Source organism: Cryobacterium arcticum, assembly GCF_003185895.1.
Taxonomy (GTDB): domain Bacteria; phylum Actinomycetota; class Actinomycetes; order Actinomycetales; family Microbacteriaceae; genus Cryobacterium; species Cryobacterium arcticum.
Map to the genome: position 1 here is coordinate 134137 of NZ_QHLY01000012.1, position 14848 is coordinate 148984.

Below are 14848 nucleotides of genomic sequence, written 5' to 3' on the forward strand. Positions count from 1 at the left end.
GGACTTCCACAGGTTAATCCTGCGCTCGAAGGTATGGGCCATCGGCGCACCATCGCTGCCGCAGCACACCGCCGACCCCGTCGTCAACCGCGGCCGGCCCACGGGTCGTAGTCGACTTCCAAGGGCCCTTGGGCAGGGCGGACCGCCTCGGGTACGTGCTGCAGGTTGACGCGCACCCGATACCAGAGGGAGCTCGCGCCGCGCATGCCGTCGACCAGCACGTCTGCGGGCTCGAGGGATCCGACGACGTCCGGATGCCGTGATCTCCAGGCGTCGAGGCCGACGATGGCCTCCTCCTTGGTCTTAGCCCGGGCGATCTCGACCAACGGCATGCTCGAACGGCGGCGACCGGACCCATCCGGCGTCGACGGCGCCTTCTCGGTGGGCCCGAGCCGCTCGGCCAGAGCCAGCAGAGCGTCGAGGCTGCCGGCGGCGGCGTCGATGCCGGCGGCGACATCGCCCCGCTCATTGAATCGCTGCAGCACGGTCGCGACCGTGAACTCCTTTGGGTGGCGGGTGCGCACCTCGTCCCAATCGAGCGGTGTCGACACGCGGGCGTCCGGCACGGCGCGCACCGAGTAGGCGGATGCGACGGTGCGGTCCTTGGCGTTCTGGTTGAAGTCGACGAACACACTTTCGCCGCGCTCCTCCTTCCACCAGTGCGCGGTCGCCAGGCCCGGAGCCCGATTCTCGACCTCGCGGGCGAGGGACTCCGCGGCGAGCCGCACCGCCCGGTAGTCCCAGCGAGGTTCGATCCGCACGTTGATGTGCAGGCCGCGGGAGCCGCTGGTCTTCGGCCAGCCGACCAGGCCGTGGTCGGTGAGCACGTCGCGCACGACGGATGCGACGTCGACGATCTGCGCCCAGTCGACGCCGGGCATAGGGTCCAGGTCCACGCGCAACTCGTCGGGATGATCGAGGTCCCACGCCCGCACGGGATGCGGGTTGAGGTCGATGCAACCGAGGTTGATCACCCAGGCGAGCGCGGCCGCATCCGTCACCACAACCTCCTCTGCCGAGCTGCCGGATGCGTAGTGCAGAGTGGTCGTCTCGATCCACGTCGGCCGAGACTCCGGCGCCCGCTTCTGGAAGAACGCTTCCCGGTCGATGCCCTTCACGAAGCGCTTGAGCACCAGGGGCCGGTCTGCGGCACCGCGCAGCGCGCCGTCGGCCACCGCGAGGTAGTAGTTCACGAGGTCGAGCTTGGTGATCCCCGGCTTGGGGAAGACAAGCTTGCCGGGATGGCTCACGCGCACCTCCCGGCCATCGATGTCGAGGGTGGTCGCGTCGTCCTTAGCCGCGTTCATGGAGGCGATGCTACGCGCGGTGCCGGCGACAAGTGAGGGACACCCGGAACTGTTTCGCCGGGGCTGGCTCACGCACGCCGAGGCGACTACCGTGCTGCCCGAACGGAGTTGAGAAATGAAACCGGCACCGATCCCGGACCGAGAACCAGATCGAAAGGACGAGAATATGAGCCTCAATCCCACAAAAACCGCCACCCCCGTGGAGATCGCGCAAGCGTTCTCCAGTCACCGCTTCGAGGAGGCTTTGCCGTATATCGCCGATGACATCGTCTGGAGCCTCGTCGGCGACGAGCCTGTGCTCGGCCGCGAGACCGTCGAGAAAGTCTGCCGAGAGAGCGCCGGGTATCTCGCGGACGTGACCACCGAGTTCCAACGTTTTCGCACGGTCGTTGGCGGTGACAGTGTCGTGGTCGACAGCCTCGCTCGGTACACCGAGGCGGGCGGAGACGTGTCGGTGGTGGCGTCCTGCGACATCTACGACTTCGTCGACGGTCGCATCACCGAAATCGTCTCCTACACGATCGAGATCGACGCCTGACGAATCGCGCCGATCACGCGTTCTCGAGCTCCGCGATCACGATCTTCTTCTGCTGCATCATCACCTGCATCTGCTCCGGGCGTCGGGTCAACTCGCCCATGTTCGCGGGGATGATCTGCCAGCTGATGCCGAACTGGTCCTTGCACCAGCCGCACTGCTCGGACTCGGGCACGTGCGAGAGCCTCGACCAGTAGCGGTCTATTTCCTCCTGGTCTTCGCAGGACACGACGAAGGAGATCGACTCATTGAAGGTGAAGGCCGGGCCGCCGTCGAGGCAGACAAAGTCCACCCCGTTCAAACGGAACTGGCCGTTCAGCACCTTGCCGGACATGCCGGCGAAATGCTCGTCGAGCGACTCGTCGGGATACTCCTCGATCGAGAGGATGCGGGAGTTCGGGAACACGTCGACGTAGTACTCCATCGCCGCGCGGGCCTGGTTGTCGAACCACAGACACGGCTGAATCGGTGGGAGCTCGGCCATGGGAACCTCCTCGTTCGCACTGTTTCGGTGCGTCCAACATACGCGGATCAGCCCCCTCGGCGACACCGTCTGAGCGAAGGCCTACCGCTGCATATGGAAGGGCATCCGCTTGACCTGGACGTAGCGTCACCCCCTACCGTCGTTCGTGGAAGGGAACGAGGATGAGCCCAGCACACGAGTGGAGCATTCAGGAGATCGCCCGACTGGCGGGCACGACGCGGCGCACGCTGCGCCACTACCAGGACATGGGCCTGGTGTCGCCGAGCCGGATCGGCGACAACGGCTACCGCTACTACGACGCGGAGGCGCTGGTGCGACTGCAACGGGTGCTGTTGCTGCGCCAACTCGGACTCGGCCTGCCCGCGATAGGCGATGTGATCGCCGGGCAGCGCGACGACGTCGCTGCGCTGCGTGCTCACCTCGACTGGCTGGCTCACGAGCAGCAGCGTCTCGGCCGGCAAATGGCCAGCGTCGAGCGCACCATCACCGAACTGGAGAAAGGCGAGAAACCGATGGCTGAGAAGATGTTCGACGGCTTCGACCACACCGCTTATAAGGATGAGGTCGAGCGGCTCTGGGGCACGGAGTCCTACGCGGAGAGCGACGCCTGGTACCAGTCGCTGACCCAGGACGAGAAGGACGACTTTCTTCTCGCGGCAGCCGAACTCGGCGCAGAGTGGGCCGCCGCGGCTCAGAACGAGGTCGCGGCCGACTCTGACGACGCCCAGGCGCTCGCGCAGCGACACTACGCCTGGCTGCAGAGCATCCCCGGCACCCCGCGCACGCCCGAGGGGAACCCGACCAAGGAGTACTTCCGCTGGATGGGTGAGATGTCTCTCGCGGACGAACGGCTTGCACAGATCTATGGCGGGACCGCGGGCGCCGCTCTGGTGAATGAGGCGATTGCAGTGTACGCCGACCGTAACCTCTAGCCTCGCCATGCGGTAGAACTAGGAGCAATGCCGATTCTCACCGCACTCCAGAACGGAGCCGAGTCGCGCCCGTTGCAGGTCGCCGTGCAGGTCGGCGATGACGGGCTCACGTACGCCCAGCTGCGTGGCGCCGTACTCGACCGGCTCGGCAGCACCGAGACCGGGCTCACTCTCATCAGCCAGCCCAACGGACTCGAGTTCGTGCTGCAGTTCCTGGCCGGTGTTGCCGGCACCGGGCGCGTCGCCGTTCTCGACCCGGGCTGGCCGCGGCAGCAGCAGGTCGAGGTGGCGGCCAGGCTCGGCCGGCTGGAGACCGCGTCGGTCACGTGCACACCTCGCGGCGCCCTGACGGATGGTCCACCCGAATCCACCTTCCTCTACGGCTTCACCTCGGGCACGACGGCGCTGCCCAAGGCGTTCAGCCGCACCCGCCGCTCCTGGCAGCAGTCCTTCCCCCAGAGTGCCGAGGTGCTCGGCCTCACCCGGCACGACCGCACGCTTGCGCCCGGCCCGCTCAGCGCCAGCCTCAACCTCTATGCACTGGCCGAATCCCTGCACGTCGGGGCGACATTCCACACCTTGGCGAGGTTCAACGTGGCGGCGGCTTTGGCGAGCATTGACACCCACGACATCACCCGGCTGGTCGCCGTTCCGGCCGTACTGCGGATGCTGGCTCAGCGGGCGCTCGCGGCGAACGAGATCAGCAGAGGACTCACCAGCATCGTCAGCGGTGGGGCGAAGCTCGACCTCGATACCACCCGCCTGCTGCAACGTTGGGCGCCTGAGGCGACTTTGGTCGCCTACTACGGGGCGGCCGAACTCGGGTTCGTCTCCTCGACGACGCTGGCACCGGGCCAGGCGCCGGAGCCGAGCGAAACCGCCGTGGGCCGACCGTTCCCGGGGGCACGCGTTCGCATCGTCGACAACGACGGCACGCCTGTCGCCACGGGCGTGGCCGGAACTATCCAGGTCGCCAGTGACTTGGTCTGCGACGGCTACCTCTGGGGAGACGACGGCGTCGCCTTCCAGCGTCAGGGTGACTGGTGCACGGTGGGCGACGAGGGCTTTCTCGACCCAGCGGGGGTACTGCACCATCTCGGCCGCGGTCTCGACATGATCGTGAGCGCGGGCAGCAACATCTACCCGCAGGAGGTGGAAGCGGCACTGCAGGCACTGCCCGGGGTTCGGGCCGCCGTGGTGACCGGCCTGCCCGATCCGGTTCGTGGCCTCCGAGTGGTCGCCGCGGTCCTGGCCGGAACCGACCGGGATGCCGCCGGCCTGCGGGCCGCGAGCAGCGCCGCGCTGGCCGCCCCGAAGCGACCGCAGGAGTACTACCGACTGCTCGAACTGCCCCTCACCGCTGCAGGCAAGGTCAGCCGCAGCCTGCTCCGCCGCTGGATCGACGAGGGAGACGCCCGTGCCATCCGACTTCACTGACCCTGCCCACCGGGGAACATCTGTGGCCGACCGGCAGCCGGTGATCCTGCTCGGCCGCCGCACGGCTTTCGCCCGCCGCAACGGCGCGCTGCGTACCATCACCCACGACCAGCTGCTCGCACCGGTGCTGGCGGCGGTGCTGGCCGATGGGGCACTGCCGGCAGCGGCGGTGGATGACGTGATCATCGGCAACGCCGTCGGCGGTGGCGGCAACGTGGCCCGCTTGGCGCTGCTGACGGCGGGCCTGCCGGTCACGGTGCCGGGGCAGACCGTCGACCGCCAGTGCGGATCCGGGCTCGAGGCCATCGTGCTGGCCTGCCGGCTCGTGCAGGCCGGCGCCGGCACTCTCTACCTGGCGGGCGGGGTCGAGAGCACGAGCACGGCGCCTCTCCGCGCCCATCGGCTCAGCTCCACTGCAGTCGCGCCCGACTTCTACGACCGGGTGAGCTTTTCCCCGACCACCCTGGGTGACCCCGACATGGGCGTCGCCGCCGACACGGTGGCCGTGACGTACGGCGTCGGCCGCGAGCGGCAGGATGCGTTCGCGCTGCGCAGCCATCGTCTCGCCACGGCGGCGATCGCGGCGGGCGCCTTCGACGACGAGATCGTGGCCGTGTCGACACCGACCGGGCCGGTCGCCGGCGACTCCGGTCCGCGGTCGGGGCTGGGCGAGAACCTGCTAGCGCGGTTTCCGGCGGCGTTCACGCCGGATGGCTCGGTGACCGCCGGGAATTCCTGCGCGGACGCGGACGGCGCCGTGGTGGTGGCGGTGACGAGCCGCGCCCAGGCCGACGCCTGGGGCGCACCCGGCTACCTGGCTTTTGTCGATGCAGTACCGGCGGGCGTTGACCCCACCTTGCTCGGTATCGGGGGAGCGGCGGCCGGTCTGGCGCTCTTCGCCCGCGCCGGCATCAGGGCCGGTGACCTCGGCCGAGTCGAGTTCACCGAAGCCTTCGCCGCCCAGGTGCTGGCGTCGCTCGACCTGATGGGACTGCCTGCCGAAAGCGCCAACCGGCAGGGCGGCGCGCTTGCCCTCGGGCATCCCTACGGAGCCTCCGGGGCCATGCTCGTGCTGCGCCTCCTGCAGCAGGCACGCGCCGCTGCAGCGGAGGGGGAGCTGTCACTGTCGGCGCTCAGCATCGCCGGCGGTCTCGGCCTGGCTGCCCTCTGGCGGTGGGAGACCCCGACCCGCTGACTGGCTCAGGCAATCGGGGTCGGATGCTTGCGCGATCCATTGTCGTCGGATATCGTACAATCAAATGGTTGTATCAGAGCTTTCCGATCAGGACGTGAACCGTCTCTTCCGTGCCCTCGCAGACGCGACACGGCGCGATATCGTGCGCCGCACTCTGGTCGAGGATGTCTCCGTCTCACAGTTGGCGGGCGCGTACGAGATGTCGTTCGCGGCCGTGCAAAAACACGTTGCCGTGCTGGAGGAGGCGATGCTCGTGACCAAGAACTCACGCGGCCGCGAGCGGATGGTGCGCGCGAACCTCGACCGCATCCGCCAGGCCCAGCGCCTGCTCGACCACTTCGAAGAACTCTGGCGTTCGCGTATCGATCGCCTCGACATCCTGCTCGCTGAGGACAACCCCGCTCCACCAGACACCTAACCGAAAGGAAGATCATGCCTGTCACCTCTGTCGAGAAAGACCTCGACCAGCTCACCCTCACGATCGTGGCGGACTTCACCGCGCCCGTGCGCAGGCTCTGGGATGCCTACACCGACCCGCGTCAGATCGAACGGTTCTGGGGGCCGCCGACCTACCCGGCCACGTTCTTCCGGCACGACGCCCATGCCGGCGGCCGCAGCCTGTACTCGATGACTGGGCCCGAGGGAGACGTGCACTACGGATGCTGGGACTGGACACAGGCCGATGCGCCCCATTCCTTCGAAGTGATCGACAGGTTCGCCGACGAAGCGGGCGTGCCGAACACCGACCTTCCGGCCAGCCGGATGGGCTTCGCCTTCGCGGAGACGAACGGCGGCAGCCGCGTGACGACAACCTCGCACTTCGACTCGCTCGAGCAGATGCAGCAGCTCATCGAGATGGGCATGCTCGAGGGCACCCGGCAGGCGATGGCGCAGATCGACCAGGTGCTGGCCGATCTGGCAGCATTCGCCACCGAACGCCGGGCAGAGGCGCAGATCCTCAGCGACACCCAGGTGCGGGTGGCGCGCGTCATCCGCGGCACCGTCGACCAGGTGTGGCGGGCCCACAACGACGCCGCGCTGATGAAGCGGTGGCTGCTGGGGCCTGACGGCTGGTCGATGCCCGTCTGTGAGGTCGCCACCGCCGTGGGCGACAGCTACCGCTACGAATGGCAGCGGGACGGCGGCGAGGAGAGGTTCGGCTTCACCGGCGAATTGCTCGAGTCGGAGGCACCGTACCGCGCGGTCACGACCGAGGCGATGATCGGAATGGACTTCCCGGCAACGCTCAACGAGATGACCCTCACAGAGGTCGAGGGCGGCACCCTGCTCTCACTCGTCATCACCTACGCGAACGCCGAGCAGCGCGACGCCGTGCTGGCAACCGGCATGACCGACGGCATGGAGACGAGCTACCAGCGCCTCGAGGGCCTGTTGCAACCGACACTGGCCTAGGTACGCCTCAGGGACGGCTGCACCGGCGGATCAGCGAGAACCACCACTCGCCCGGTGCGCGGCGGCCGTCCCGGAGCGGCTCCACTCGTGCCCGACCAGGGTCAGGTGAACGACGCGGCCGATCGTGATTGCGGCGAGAAGCACTGACATCAGCACGAACAGCCAGCCGACGTACGAGAAGGCGAGTCCGAGTACACCGAACTGATCGGCGGAAGAGGCGAGAACTCGCGGGAGATACACCCGACCCAGCGTCGCGGCCAGGGCGAACCCCAGCCCGGCGAGCGCTGAACCCGGCAGGAGTGCCCGCAGGCTGACGGTGCGGTTGATCACGACCCACGACGCGATCCACCACAATACGCACCAGATCGTCGCTTCGATGATGAATTCCAACACCGGCACCGCACCCGTGCCGCGCACGACGTAGCGGGTCGTGACGACGAGAACGAACCCGACCACGATCGCAACGATGGCGGCGACCCAGCGCCAGGCGAAGCGGATGCTCGCCCTAGGCGTGTTCCACACCCGGCGATAGCAACGCTCGAGCGCTCGGGCGAACGCGGTAGCCGCGATGACCAGCAACACTGCGGCCACCGCCTGCGTGAGCGTGATCCCTTCAATGTGTTCGGGTAGCGATTGCTGGAGCAGCTGCGCGGTGTGATCATCCAGGCTGAGATTGTCAGCGAACATCGCGTTTGCTTCGGGGTTCAGGGTGCCCCGCACCGAGCCGGCCACGATGAGGACCGGCAGGATCGAGGTGAACGCCTGGGCGGCGAGGGTCATCGCCCGATCGAACAATTCGAGATTCCGAAGATCACGCACTGCTCGCAGTATGAACCGCCCGGCCGGCGACCGTACGCTAGCCCGGACCAATCGGTTCACGGGCGGCTGGGTTGCCACTGCCCGACTCGATTCGCCGGCTCCCCGACGGCGCAGCCGCGCGGCATCAAAAAGGCCGCCGTGGGGTGTGAGGCCATGTCATCCTCCGCATCGTCATTCCCCATTGCACGATGGCGGCGACGGCACCGCGTCACGTAGATCAGGTGAATCAACCGGGGCAGGTGGCTATGTCGCTCATGCAGGTCGCATGGCGGGTCTCGGCTGTAGCCCGAGGGTGTGCTCGGGTTAGGGGGTCCCATCTGCGACGGCGTTCGCATCCGACTCCTGGTCCTTGCGGCGCCGTTGGACGGCGCCGACGAACACCTTGATCCCCGCGCCCAACACGAGAAGGTTCAGAATCATCTGAATCATGACGATCAGTCGCGCGCCCTGCGTTGCGGGGGAGATGTCGCCGAAACCGACCGTGGCGAAGATGGTGACCGTGAAGTACAAGGCGTCGAGCCGGGTGAGCACACCGGTGCTGAAATGCTCGGAGCCAGAGACCGACAGCAGGAAATACGTGACCGCGAAGAGCAATAGGTATAGGGGTGCGGTGATCGCGAGCGCCACGATCGCTTGCACTGTCGGATGCGTTGACCGGGCAATCGCCCGCAATTGCCAGGCTGAGACAGCCACCAGCACAAGGAAGGCGACCACGAGCCAGACGACGAGGGGCAACGCACTGATGAGGGCGAAGGGCACCAAGAAGTAGAGCGCGACCAGAACTGTCGTTGACGCCAATGCCCGCAGGACCCCCCGGGCGATGAGGCGGCGGCGTTGGCCGGGGGCAAGCGCCTGCGGGCCGGGTCCGGTCACGGTTGCACCGCTGTGGTTGGTGGTGCTGGTTCATCCCCTGGAGGATCGTGCCGGGCGGCCTCGATTTCGGCGTCTTCCTGCGCAATCAGGCTCTTGCTGCCGGAGAGGTCGCCAAGCATCGGGCGCACCCAGCCGGCAGGCGGGTAGGTGTCGACGAGCATCAGCCGCACCAGAAGTGTGAGCGGGATCGCCAGGATCGCGCCAATCGGGCCGAGAATGGCGGCCCAGAAGAGCACGGAGAAGAAGGTGATGGTCTGGCTGAGCGAAACGGCGTTGCCGATCACGCGTGGTTGGATCACCGATTGCACGATCGCGTTGATGATTCCGTAAACGACGATCACCGCGACAACCGTGGGCCAGCCGCCGACGAGCGCCCCGAAAACAATTGGCGGCACGAGAGCGAGGAAGTAGCCCACGTTCGGAATGAAGCTGCACAAGAACGCCAACAGACCCCAAGTGAACGCGCCGGGAACGCCAAGCAGGATCAGTGCGACAAAATCGATGGCACCCTGCAGCAGACCGAGCAGGGTCGTCCACACCATGTACCGGCGCACATTGGTGGCATAGCCGGAGAGGCCGGCGACCAAGACCGGATGCGTCGTGCCGGTCTGAGCCAGCACCACAGGGATATAACCGGCGTCCATCCCCATCAGCAGCGCAATCGTCAAGAGGATGATCAGGGCGGAGCTGATCCCGGCGAGCCCGCCGATCAGGCCGCTCACGACGTCGGCCAGTCTGGCCGGGTCGAAGTCCGAGGCGACGGCGTCGAGTTCCCTGGAGGAGATGCCGATCGAGTTCAGCCACGCAACCACGTCCTGACCGAAGCCCGTGATCTGGTCCGCGAATCGCGGCAGCAGTGCGCTGAACTCCCCGAACGCGACGAGCACTGCATAGCCGAAGGCGACCAACAGCAGAACGGCCGCCAAGACCACTGCGGCAGTCGCGATCCCGCGCGGGATGTGATGGCCCTCCAGCCAGATCCTGAGCGGATGCATGCAAATCGTCAGGATGACGGCGAGGAAGACCGGAGCGATGATCGGAGCGAGTCCCGCGATGCCGATTCCCACGAGCACGGCTCCGCCCAGGCCGATCAGGATGAACGCGTTGCGGTGGTTTCCCAGCAGTGCCCTCACTCGGGTCTGATCCGCGTTCACCCGTGCCTGGGTCTCGTTCACCCGCGCCTGATCGATGTTCACCTGAGCCTGCCCGGTCTCTCCACCGACCTCGGCTACTGCACCGGCTTGAACCGACTTCTTGTTCCACCACACAAGCCACTCCGATCCCGGGCTCGCCGGCTAGCCGCCCCGGTTTCCTCGATGCCGGCATCCACGCCGGTCTCAGGCAAGCAGCGTGCCGCCCAGGGGGCATCATCCAGATCGCATGATGCTCCAAGATCCCGTCGCGTGGGCGGGGAGTACTGGCCGGTGGTTCGGCGCCGCGCTCGTGACCCCGCGACGCCCTCGAATGGTGCACGGCGAGCCGAACGAAGCGAGGGCATCACCCACATAGCGTGATGAGGAGTCGGCGCTCCCAGACCTATCGTGAGTAACGCCCGAGCCCATCAACGGACTCTCGGCCCACGGACACATCTCGGAACCGGACACATCGGAACCGCTCAAGCGACACTCTCACGTGACAAAGGAGAACGTTATGAGTTCACAAACACGGGTGCCAACGAAGACGCCGGCATCGTTGGCGATGCCCGACCGCATCGAGAGTCGCCTAGGCACGCTCGAGTTCGACGACGGCGCCCCATCGGAGGCCACAGCCGAGCTGCTCTATGAGCACCTCGACTTTCTCCACGGCGTCGAAGCCTTCATCGATTCCTATCCGGGTGCGTCGACGACGGCGATGCACCGCGGCCTGCGGTCGATCGGGGTGGAGGACAACACAGGTGTGCTCATCTTCTCCGAACTCATGGATTCGTCGTCGTTGTTCTTGACCGCGAACTGCGACACCGTCTACGCCATCGGGTTCCTCGACCTGAGCGATGGGCCGATGGTGATCGACGTGCCTGCCCTTGACGCGCCATCGGGGCTTCTCGGCGCCGCAGATGACATGTGGTTCCGCTGGATCACAGACATCGGTCTGCCCGGCCCCGACCGTGCCAGCGGCGGCAGGTACCTCTTCGCCGGGCCGGATTACACCGGGCCCCTTCCCGACAGTGGCTTCCATGTCTCGCATTCCCGCACGAACGGGGTTCTCTTCTTCCTCCGCGCATTCATGATCGACAACGACCCGACGGTGCCATCGCAGGTCCTTCGCGATGGCCTGCGGGTGCACCCCTACGCGCCTGGCGGTGCCGGCACTGCGATCGCCACGTTCCTGGCCGGCGAGGCACCCCTCGGTCGGGTTTCGCCGCCGGGGGAGACCCTTTTCGTCGAAGGGTCGGGACGGTCGTTCAACACCATCCCGCCGAGCGACTCCAGTTACTGGGACGTCATCAACGAGCTCGTGCAGACCGAGCCGGCCGATGCGGGCGAACCGGACGTGCTTGGCCTTCTCGCTCGGGTGGGAATCGTGAAGGGCCAGCCATTCGAGCCGGACGAGCGGATGCGCACGGCGCTCGAAGAAGCTGTGGTGGTCGGGAACGCGACCGCTCGCACCGTGGCGGTGTCGCCGCGACCCGAGGAGGGGTGGGCGTTCTACCCCGGATCCCAATGGTTCAACCCGCTCTGGGCAGGAGGATTCGAGTTCCTCGACCCGCCACCTCAGATCAGCGGCGATGGTATCGTTCCCAGCCCGCACGAGGGAGCCCGCAAGCTCAACGCTCGCACCGCTTTCTTCTACGCATACACGGGAATCACCCCCGCGATGTGCATGCGGCTGACGGGGATCGGGTCTCAGTACATCTTCACCATGCGCGATGCCGAGGGCGCTTACCTCGACGGTCGTCGGAACTACCGGTTGGTGCTGCCACCCGGCATCCCGCAGAGCCGGTTCTGGTCAGTGATGGTCTATGACCGCCAGACTCGCTCGATGCTGCAGACCGATCAGTCCATGCCCGACATCGGCAGTCAATCCGGCACTGTGGAAGCCAATGCAGACGGCTCGACCGACGTCTTCTTCGGCCCGACCGCGCCCGAGGGCAGATTCAGCAACTGGCTGCAGACCGACCCGTCGAAGGGCTACTTCGTCATCCTCCGGCTGTACAGCCCGTTGCAGCCGTTCTTCGACAAGACCTGGCGGCCCAGCGAGATCGAACCTGTTTGACGGCCTTCGCTGCCGGGCTGCGGCGGCATGCATGAAAGGAGTCGTCGTGGCACTGGACTATGTGGGACGGTTGCGCCGATTGGCCATCAGCGACTCGCAGGCCGCGGACCAGGCCGCCGAAGCAGGCTGGGCATCCTCTAGTTTGTCACCGAAAACGCTGGCCCTCGCTCGATTGGCCGCGCTCGTGGCAATCGGGGCGTCGGAGCCTTCCTTCGGTGACCTGGCGGACGCCGCAGTAGGCGCCGGAGCGTCGCCGGACGAAATCGTCGACGTTCTGGTCGGCCTCAGGGTCGTGGTCGGCGCGCCTCGGATTGTCGCCGCCGCACCGAAGGTCGCATTGGCGCTGGGCTACGACCTCGATGGGGTGGACTGACCAGTCTGCGGCGCGTCCATGACCGATCGGGCCCATCATGCAGATCGGGTGATGACCGGGGCTGGCGGTCGATTTAGCGTGCTCGGTACACACCTGCAGAGACGAAGGAGACAGTCATGCCCACGCAGCTTGCCACGAAGACACCGGTCCCACCGGAGGTCACCACCGCGTCACAGGTCGAAACCGGGATCGGGGCGCTGGAGTTCACCGACGGCTTTCCGGCCGGAGACACCGCGGCAAAAGTCCGCGACCACTTGGACTACCTGCATGGCGTGGACACGTTCATGAACACGGTCCAGGGGGTGTCGACGTTCGCCATCCGGAAGGGTTTCCTGGAGGCCGGGGTCCAAGACGGCGAGGTGCTGATCTTCTCGGCATTGATGGATTCGAGGTCATTGTTCCTCACCGGTAATGCTGACACGGTCTACTTCTGGGTGTTCGTCGATCTTGCGGATGGACCGATGGTCCTGAAGACCCCATCGGACACCTTGGGGGTCATCGACGATATGTGGTTCCGCTGGATCGCCGACTTCGGCCTCCCCGGTGCGGACCGCGGTCGCGGCGGCAGCTATCTGCTGGTTCCACCCGGCTACGACGGCCCACTACCCGAGGGCGGGTTTTACGTGCATGAGTCCCGAACCAATCTCGCATTCGTGGTCGGGCGCGCATTCATCAATGAGTACCCGGGCAACGACCCGGCCCCCGCCGCCTCGCGTATCAAGGAGCAACTGAAGATCTACCCCTACGCTGCCGGCGGCATCGGCAGCAGTGTGGGGTCGTACCTGACCGGGGAGGGACCGCTCGGGCAGGTGAACGATCCGCGGAGTCCGCGTTTCGTGGAGGGCACAGGGCTGGCCATGAACACCATCCCACCCGTCGATTTCGGACATTTCGAGATGGTCGACCAATTGGTGCAACGGGAACCCGCCACAGCCCTGGACGCCGAACTCGCTGGATCCCTCGCTGCGATCGGGATTGTGAAGGACGAGACATTCGCCCCGGATGCCCGACGCCGATCGATTCTGGACGCCGCAGCCGCTTTTGCCAACGCGGCATCCCGGACTGTCGGCATGGGCGCCCACCCGATCGACGACTTTCGGTACTACGACGATGCTCAATCGGCGTGGTGGAACATGCTCTTCGACGGCGGTTTCGAGTTTCTGAACCCACCGCCCCTCGTCACCTCCGAGGGGATCAAGCCCTTCCCCAACAAAGGCGCGCGCCGGTTGCATTCGCGCACGTCGTTCTTTTACACCGCGACCTGCGTCACACCGGCCATGTGCATGCGATTGACCAACGTCGGTTCGCAATACCTCCTGGCCAATGTCGACCGGCACGGTGCCGCGTTCGACGGCGCCAGAACGTACCGGGTGACGCTGCCGAAAGACATCCCGGCCGCTCGGTTCTGGTCGCTGAATGCCTACGACAACCAGACCCGCTCACTCCTGCAAACCGACCAGATCTACCCGCGCGCCGGGAGCCAGGCGTTCCCGTCACCGGCAACGGAGGCCGAGCCGGACGGTTCGACGGTGGTCTACTTGTCGCCGACGCAACCCGACGGCATCCCGCGATCCAACTGGATCCAGACCGATCCGAACCGGGGCTGGTTCGTGATCCTCCGGCTCTACAGCCCGTTACAACCGTTCTTCGACATGACCTGGCGGCCGAGCGAGTTCGAGCCGGTGCCTTGACTGAGGCGCTGAGTTCTGCCGTCAGGGGGGAATCATGCAGTTCGCGTGATGTGCCGACACCACGGCACTCCTAGCCTGTGCGCAGCCGAGCGTGAATGGCACGCCCGCTAGGGAAATGGGACGGTCATGAGCATTTGGGATTTCTTCGTCTGGTTCTTCTGGTTCTACATCGCCGTCTCGTGCCTGTGGATCTTCATCACGGTCATCATCGACGTCTTCCGGGACCCGACGTTGAACGGATGGGCGAAGGCGCTGTGGACTCTCTTTCTCGTCTTCCTCCCGTTCCTTGCTGTGTTCGTCTACCTGATCGCTCGCGGGCGCAGCATGGCCGAGCGCAACGCTGCCGCCTCGCGCGCGGCGACCGCCCAAACCGACGACTATATTCGCTCGGTCGCGGCTACGGACTCTCCCACGGCTCAAATCGAATCGGCTAAGCGACTGCTTGATTCCGGTGCCGTCACCGCGAGCGAATACGAAGCGCTCAAGGCGAAGGCGTTACGCACCGCGTGAAACCGGTACCGCCGGTTCGGGCACAACGGGGGCAGCCAAGGCGAACCGTAGTCGGCCTGCTCGGAC

15 protein-coding genes are annotated in these 14848 nt (G+C 66.3%); 10 read left to right on the forward strand and 5 right to left on the reverse strand.

Annotated elements, in window-relative coordinates; all coding sequences use genetic code 11:
- Positions 1-83 precede the first annotated feature (83 nt).
- Positions 84-1307: a non-homologous end-joining DNA ligase gene (gene ligD, locus CTB96_RS10305; protein ID WP_110126827.1), complete on the reverse strand. Its 1224-nt coding sequence runs from the start codon at positions 1305-1307 to the stop codon at positions 84-86.
- Positions 1308-1473: 166 nt separating this feature from the next.
- On the opposite strand from ligD, the gene CTB96_RS10310 reads away from it, so the two are divergent.
- Positions 1474-1845 (forward strand): nuclear transport factor 2 family protein, encoded by a 372-nt coding sequence (locus CTB96_RS10310; protein ID WP_181397230.1) that lies wholly within the window; start codon positions 1474-1476, stop codon positions 1843-1845.
- Positions 1846-1858: 13 nt separating this feature from the next.
- Here CTB96_RS10310 and CTB96_RS10315 read toward each other — a convergent pair whose 3' ends face one another.
- Positions 1859-2326 (reverse strand): VOC family protein, encoded by a 468-nt coding sequence (locus CTB96_RS10315; protein ID WP_110126829.1) that lies wholly within the window; start codon positions 2324-2326, stop codon positions 1859-1861.
- 161 nt (positions 2327-2487) lie between these two features.
- On the opposite strand from CTB96_RS10315, the gene CTB96_RS10320 reads away from it, so the two are divergent.
- From CTB96_RS10320 to CTB96_RS10340, 5 genes are all read left to right on the forward strand, one after another.
- Entirely contained in the window at positions 2488-3258 is a 771-nt protein-coding gene (locus tag CTB96_RS10320; RefSeq protein WP_110126830.1) for a MerR family transcriptional regulator, read from the forward strand.
- Between the two features lie 27 nt (positions 3259-3285).
- Positions 3286-4695 (forward strand): class I adenylate-forming enzyme family protein, encoded by a 1410-nt coding sequence (locus CTB96_RS10325; protein ID WP_110126831.1) that lies wholly within the window; start codon positions 3286-3288, stop codon positions 4693-4695.
- Positions 4676-5890: a thiolase family protein gene (locus tag CTB96_RS10330; RefSeq protein WP_248283331.1), complete on the forward strand. Its 1215-nt coding sequence runs from the start codon at positions 4676-4678 to the stop codon at positions 5888-5890. Before CTB96_RS10325 ends, CTB96_RS10330 begins: the two co-directional genes overlap by 20 nt.
- Positions 5891-5954: 64 nt before the next feature.
- Positions 5955-6308 (forward strand): ArsR/SmtB family transcription factor, encoded by a 354-nt coding sequence (locus CTB96_RS10335; protein ID WP_110126833.1) that lies wholly within the window; start codon positions 5955-5957, stop codon positions 6306-6308.
- A 14-nt stretch (positions 6309-6322) separates the two neighbouring features.
- Complete coding sequence (locus CTB96_RS10340) at positions 6323-7303, forward strand: SRPBCC family protein (RefSeq protein ID WP_110126834.1); 981 nt, start codon at positions 6323-6325, stop codon at positions 7301-7303.
- 30 nt (positions 7304-7333) lie between these two features.
- Here CTB96_RS10340 and CTB96_RS10345 read toward each other — a convergent pair whose 3' ends face one another.
- The 3 genes from CTB96_RS10345 to CTB96_RS10355 all read right to left on the reverse strand — a co-directional run bounded on the left by CTB96_RS10345 (position 7334) and on the right by CTB96_RS10355 (position 10263).
- Positions 7334-8122, reverse strand: a complete 789-nt coding sequence (locus tag CTB96_RS10345) for a YhjD/YihY/BrkB family envelope integrity protein (RefSeq protein WP_146215791.1) — start codon at positions 8120-8122, stop codon at positions 7334-7336.
- Between the two features lie 303 nt (positions 8123-8425).
- The gene (locus tag CTB96_RS10350) at positions 8426-8995 is read right to left on the reverse strand and encodes a potassium channel family protein (protein WP_110126836.1); all 570 of its coding nucleotides are present in this window, start codon (positions 8993-8995) and stop codon (positions 8426-8428) included.
- Positions 8992-10263, reverse strand: a complete 1272-nt coding sequence (locus tag CTB96_RS10355) for an AI-2E family transporter (protein WP_110126837.1) — start codon at positions 10261-10263, stop codon at positions 8992-8994. The genes CTB96_RS10350 and CTB96_RS10355 overlap by 4 nt, the downstream gene beginning before the upstream one ends.
- Before the next feature lie 382 nt (positions 10264-10645).
- On the opposite strand from CTB96_RS10355, the gene CTB96_RS10360 reads away from it, so the two are divergent.
- From CTB96_RS10360 to CTB96_RS10375, 4 genes are all read left to right on the forward strand, one after another.
- Positions 10646-12208 carry a DUF1254 domain-containing protein gene (locus CTB96_RS10360; protein WP_110126838.1) on the forward strand — a complete coding sequence of 521 codons (1563 nt, stop codon included), beginning with the start codon at positions 10646-10648 and terminating at the stop codon, positions 12206-12208.
- A gap of 46 nt (positions 12209-12254) precedes the next feature.
- The gene (locus CTB96_RS10365) at positions 12255-12581 is read left to right on the forward strand and encodes a carboxymuconolactone decarboxylase family protein (protein ID WP_248283332.1); all 327 of its coding nucleotides are present in this window, start codon (positions 12255-12257) and stop codon (positions 12579-12581) included.
- A gap of 116 nt (positions 12582-12697) precedes the next feature.
- A complete protein-coding gene (locus CTB96_RS10370) occupies positions 12698-14272 on the forward strand; it encodes a DUF1254 domain-containing protein (protein ID WP_110126840.1) in 1575 nt (524 codons plus the stop codon).
- A gap of 126 nt (positions 14273-14398) precedes the next feature.
- On the forward strand, positions 14399-14782 hold the full coding sequence (locus CTB96_RS10375) for an SHOCT domain-containing protein (RefSeq protein WP_110126841.1): 384 nt from the start codon (positions 14399-14401) through the stop codon (positions 14780-14782).
- The last annotated feature ends 66 nt before the right edge of the window (positions 14783-14848 follow it).

What these genes read in the sequence shown, in the direction of transcription:
- CTB96_RS10315 (WP_110126829.1), bottom strand. Translation starts at nt 2,326, where the DNA reads ATGGCCGAGCTCCCACCGATTCAGCCGTGTCTGTGGTTCGACAACCAG.
- CTB96_RS10360 (WP_110126838.1), top strand. Translation starts at nt 10,646, where the DNA reads ATGAGTTCACAAACACGGGTGCCAACGAAGACGCCGGCATCGTTGGCG.
- CTB96_RS10325 (WP_110126831.1), top strand. Translation starts at nt 3,286, where the DNA reads ATGCCGATTCTCACCGCACTCCAGAACGGAGCCGAGTCGCGCCCGTTG.
- CTB96_RS10310 (WP_181397230.1), top strand. Translation starts at nt 1,474, where the DNA reads ATGAGCCTCAATCCCACAAAAACCGCCACCCCCGTGGAGATCGCGCAA.
- CTB96_RS10340 (WP_110126834.1), top strand. Translation starts at nt 6,323, where the DNA reads ATGCCTGTCACCTCTGTCGAGAAAGACCTCGACCAGCTCACCCTCACG.
- CTB96_RS10375 (WP_110126841.1), top strand. Translation starts at nt 14,399, where the DNA reads ATGAGCATTTGGGATTTCTTCGTCTGGTTCTTCTGGTTCTACATCGCC.
- CTB96_RS10370 (WP_110126840.1), top strand. Translation starts at nt 12,698, where the DNA reads ATGCCCACGCAGCTTGCCACGAAGACACCGGTCCCACCGGAGGTCACC.
- CTB96_RS10320 (WP_110126830.1), top strand. Translation starts at nt 2,488, where the DNA reads ATGAGCCCAGCACACGAGTGGAGCATTCAGGAGATCGCCCGACTGGCG.
- CTB96_RS10335 (WP_110126833.1), top strand. Translation starts at nt 5,955, where the DNA reads ATGGTTGTATCAGAGCTTTCCGATCAGGACGTGAACCGTCTCTTCCGT.
- ligD (WP_110126827.1), bottom strand. Translation starts at nt 1,307, where the DNA reads ATGAACGCGGCTAAGGACGACGCGACCACCCTCGACATCGATGGCCGG.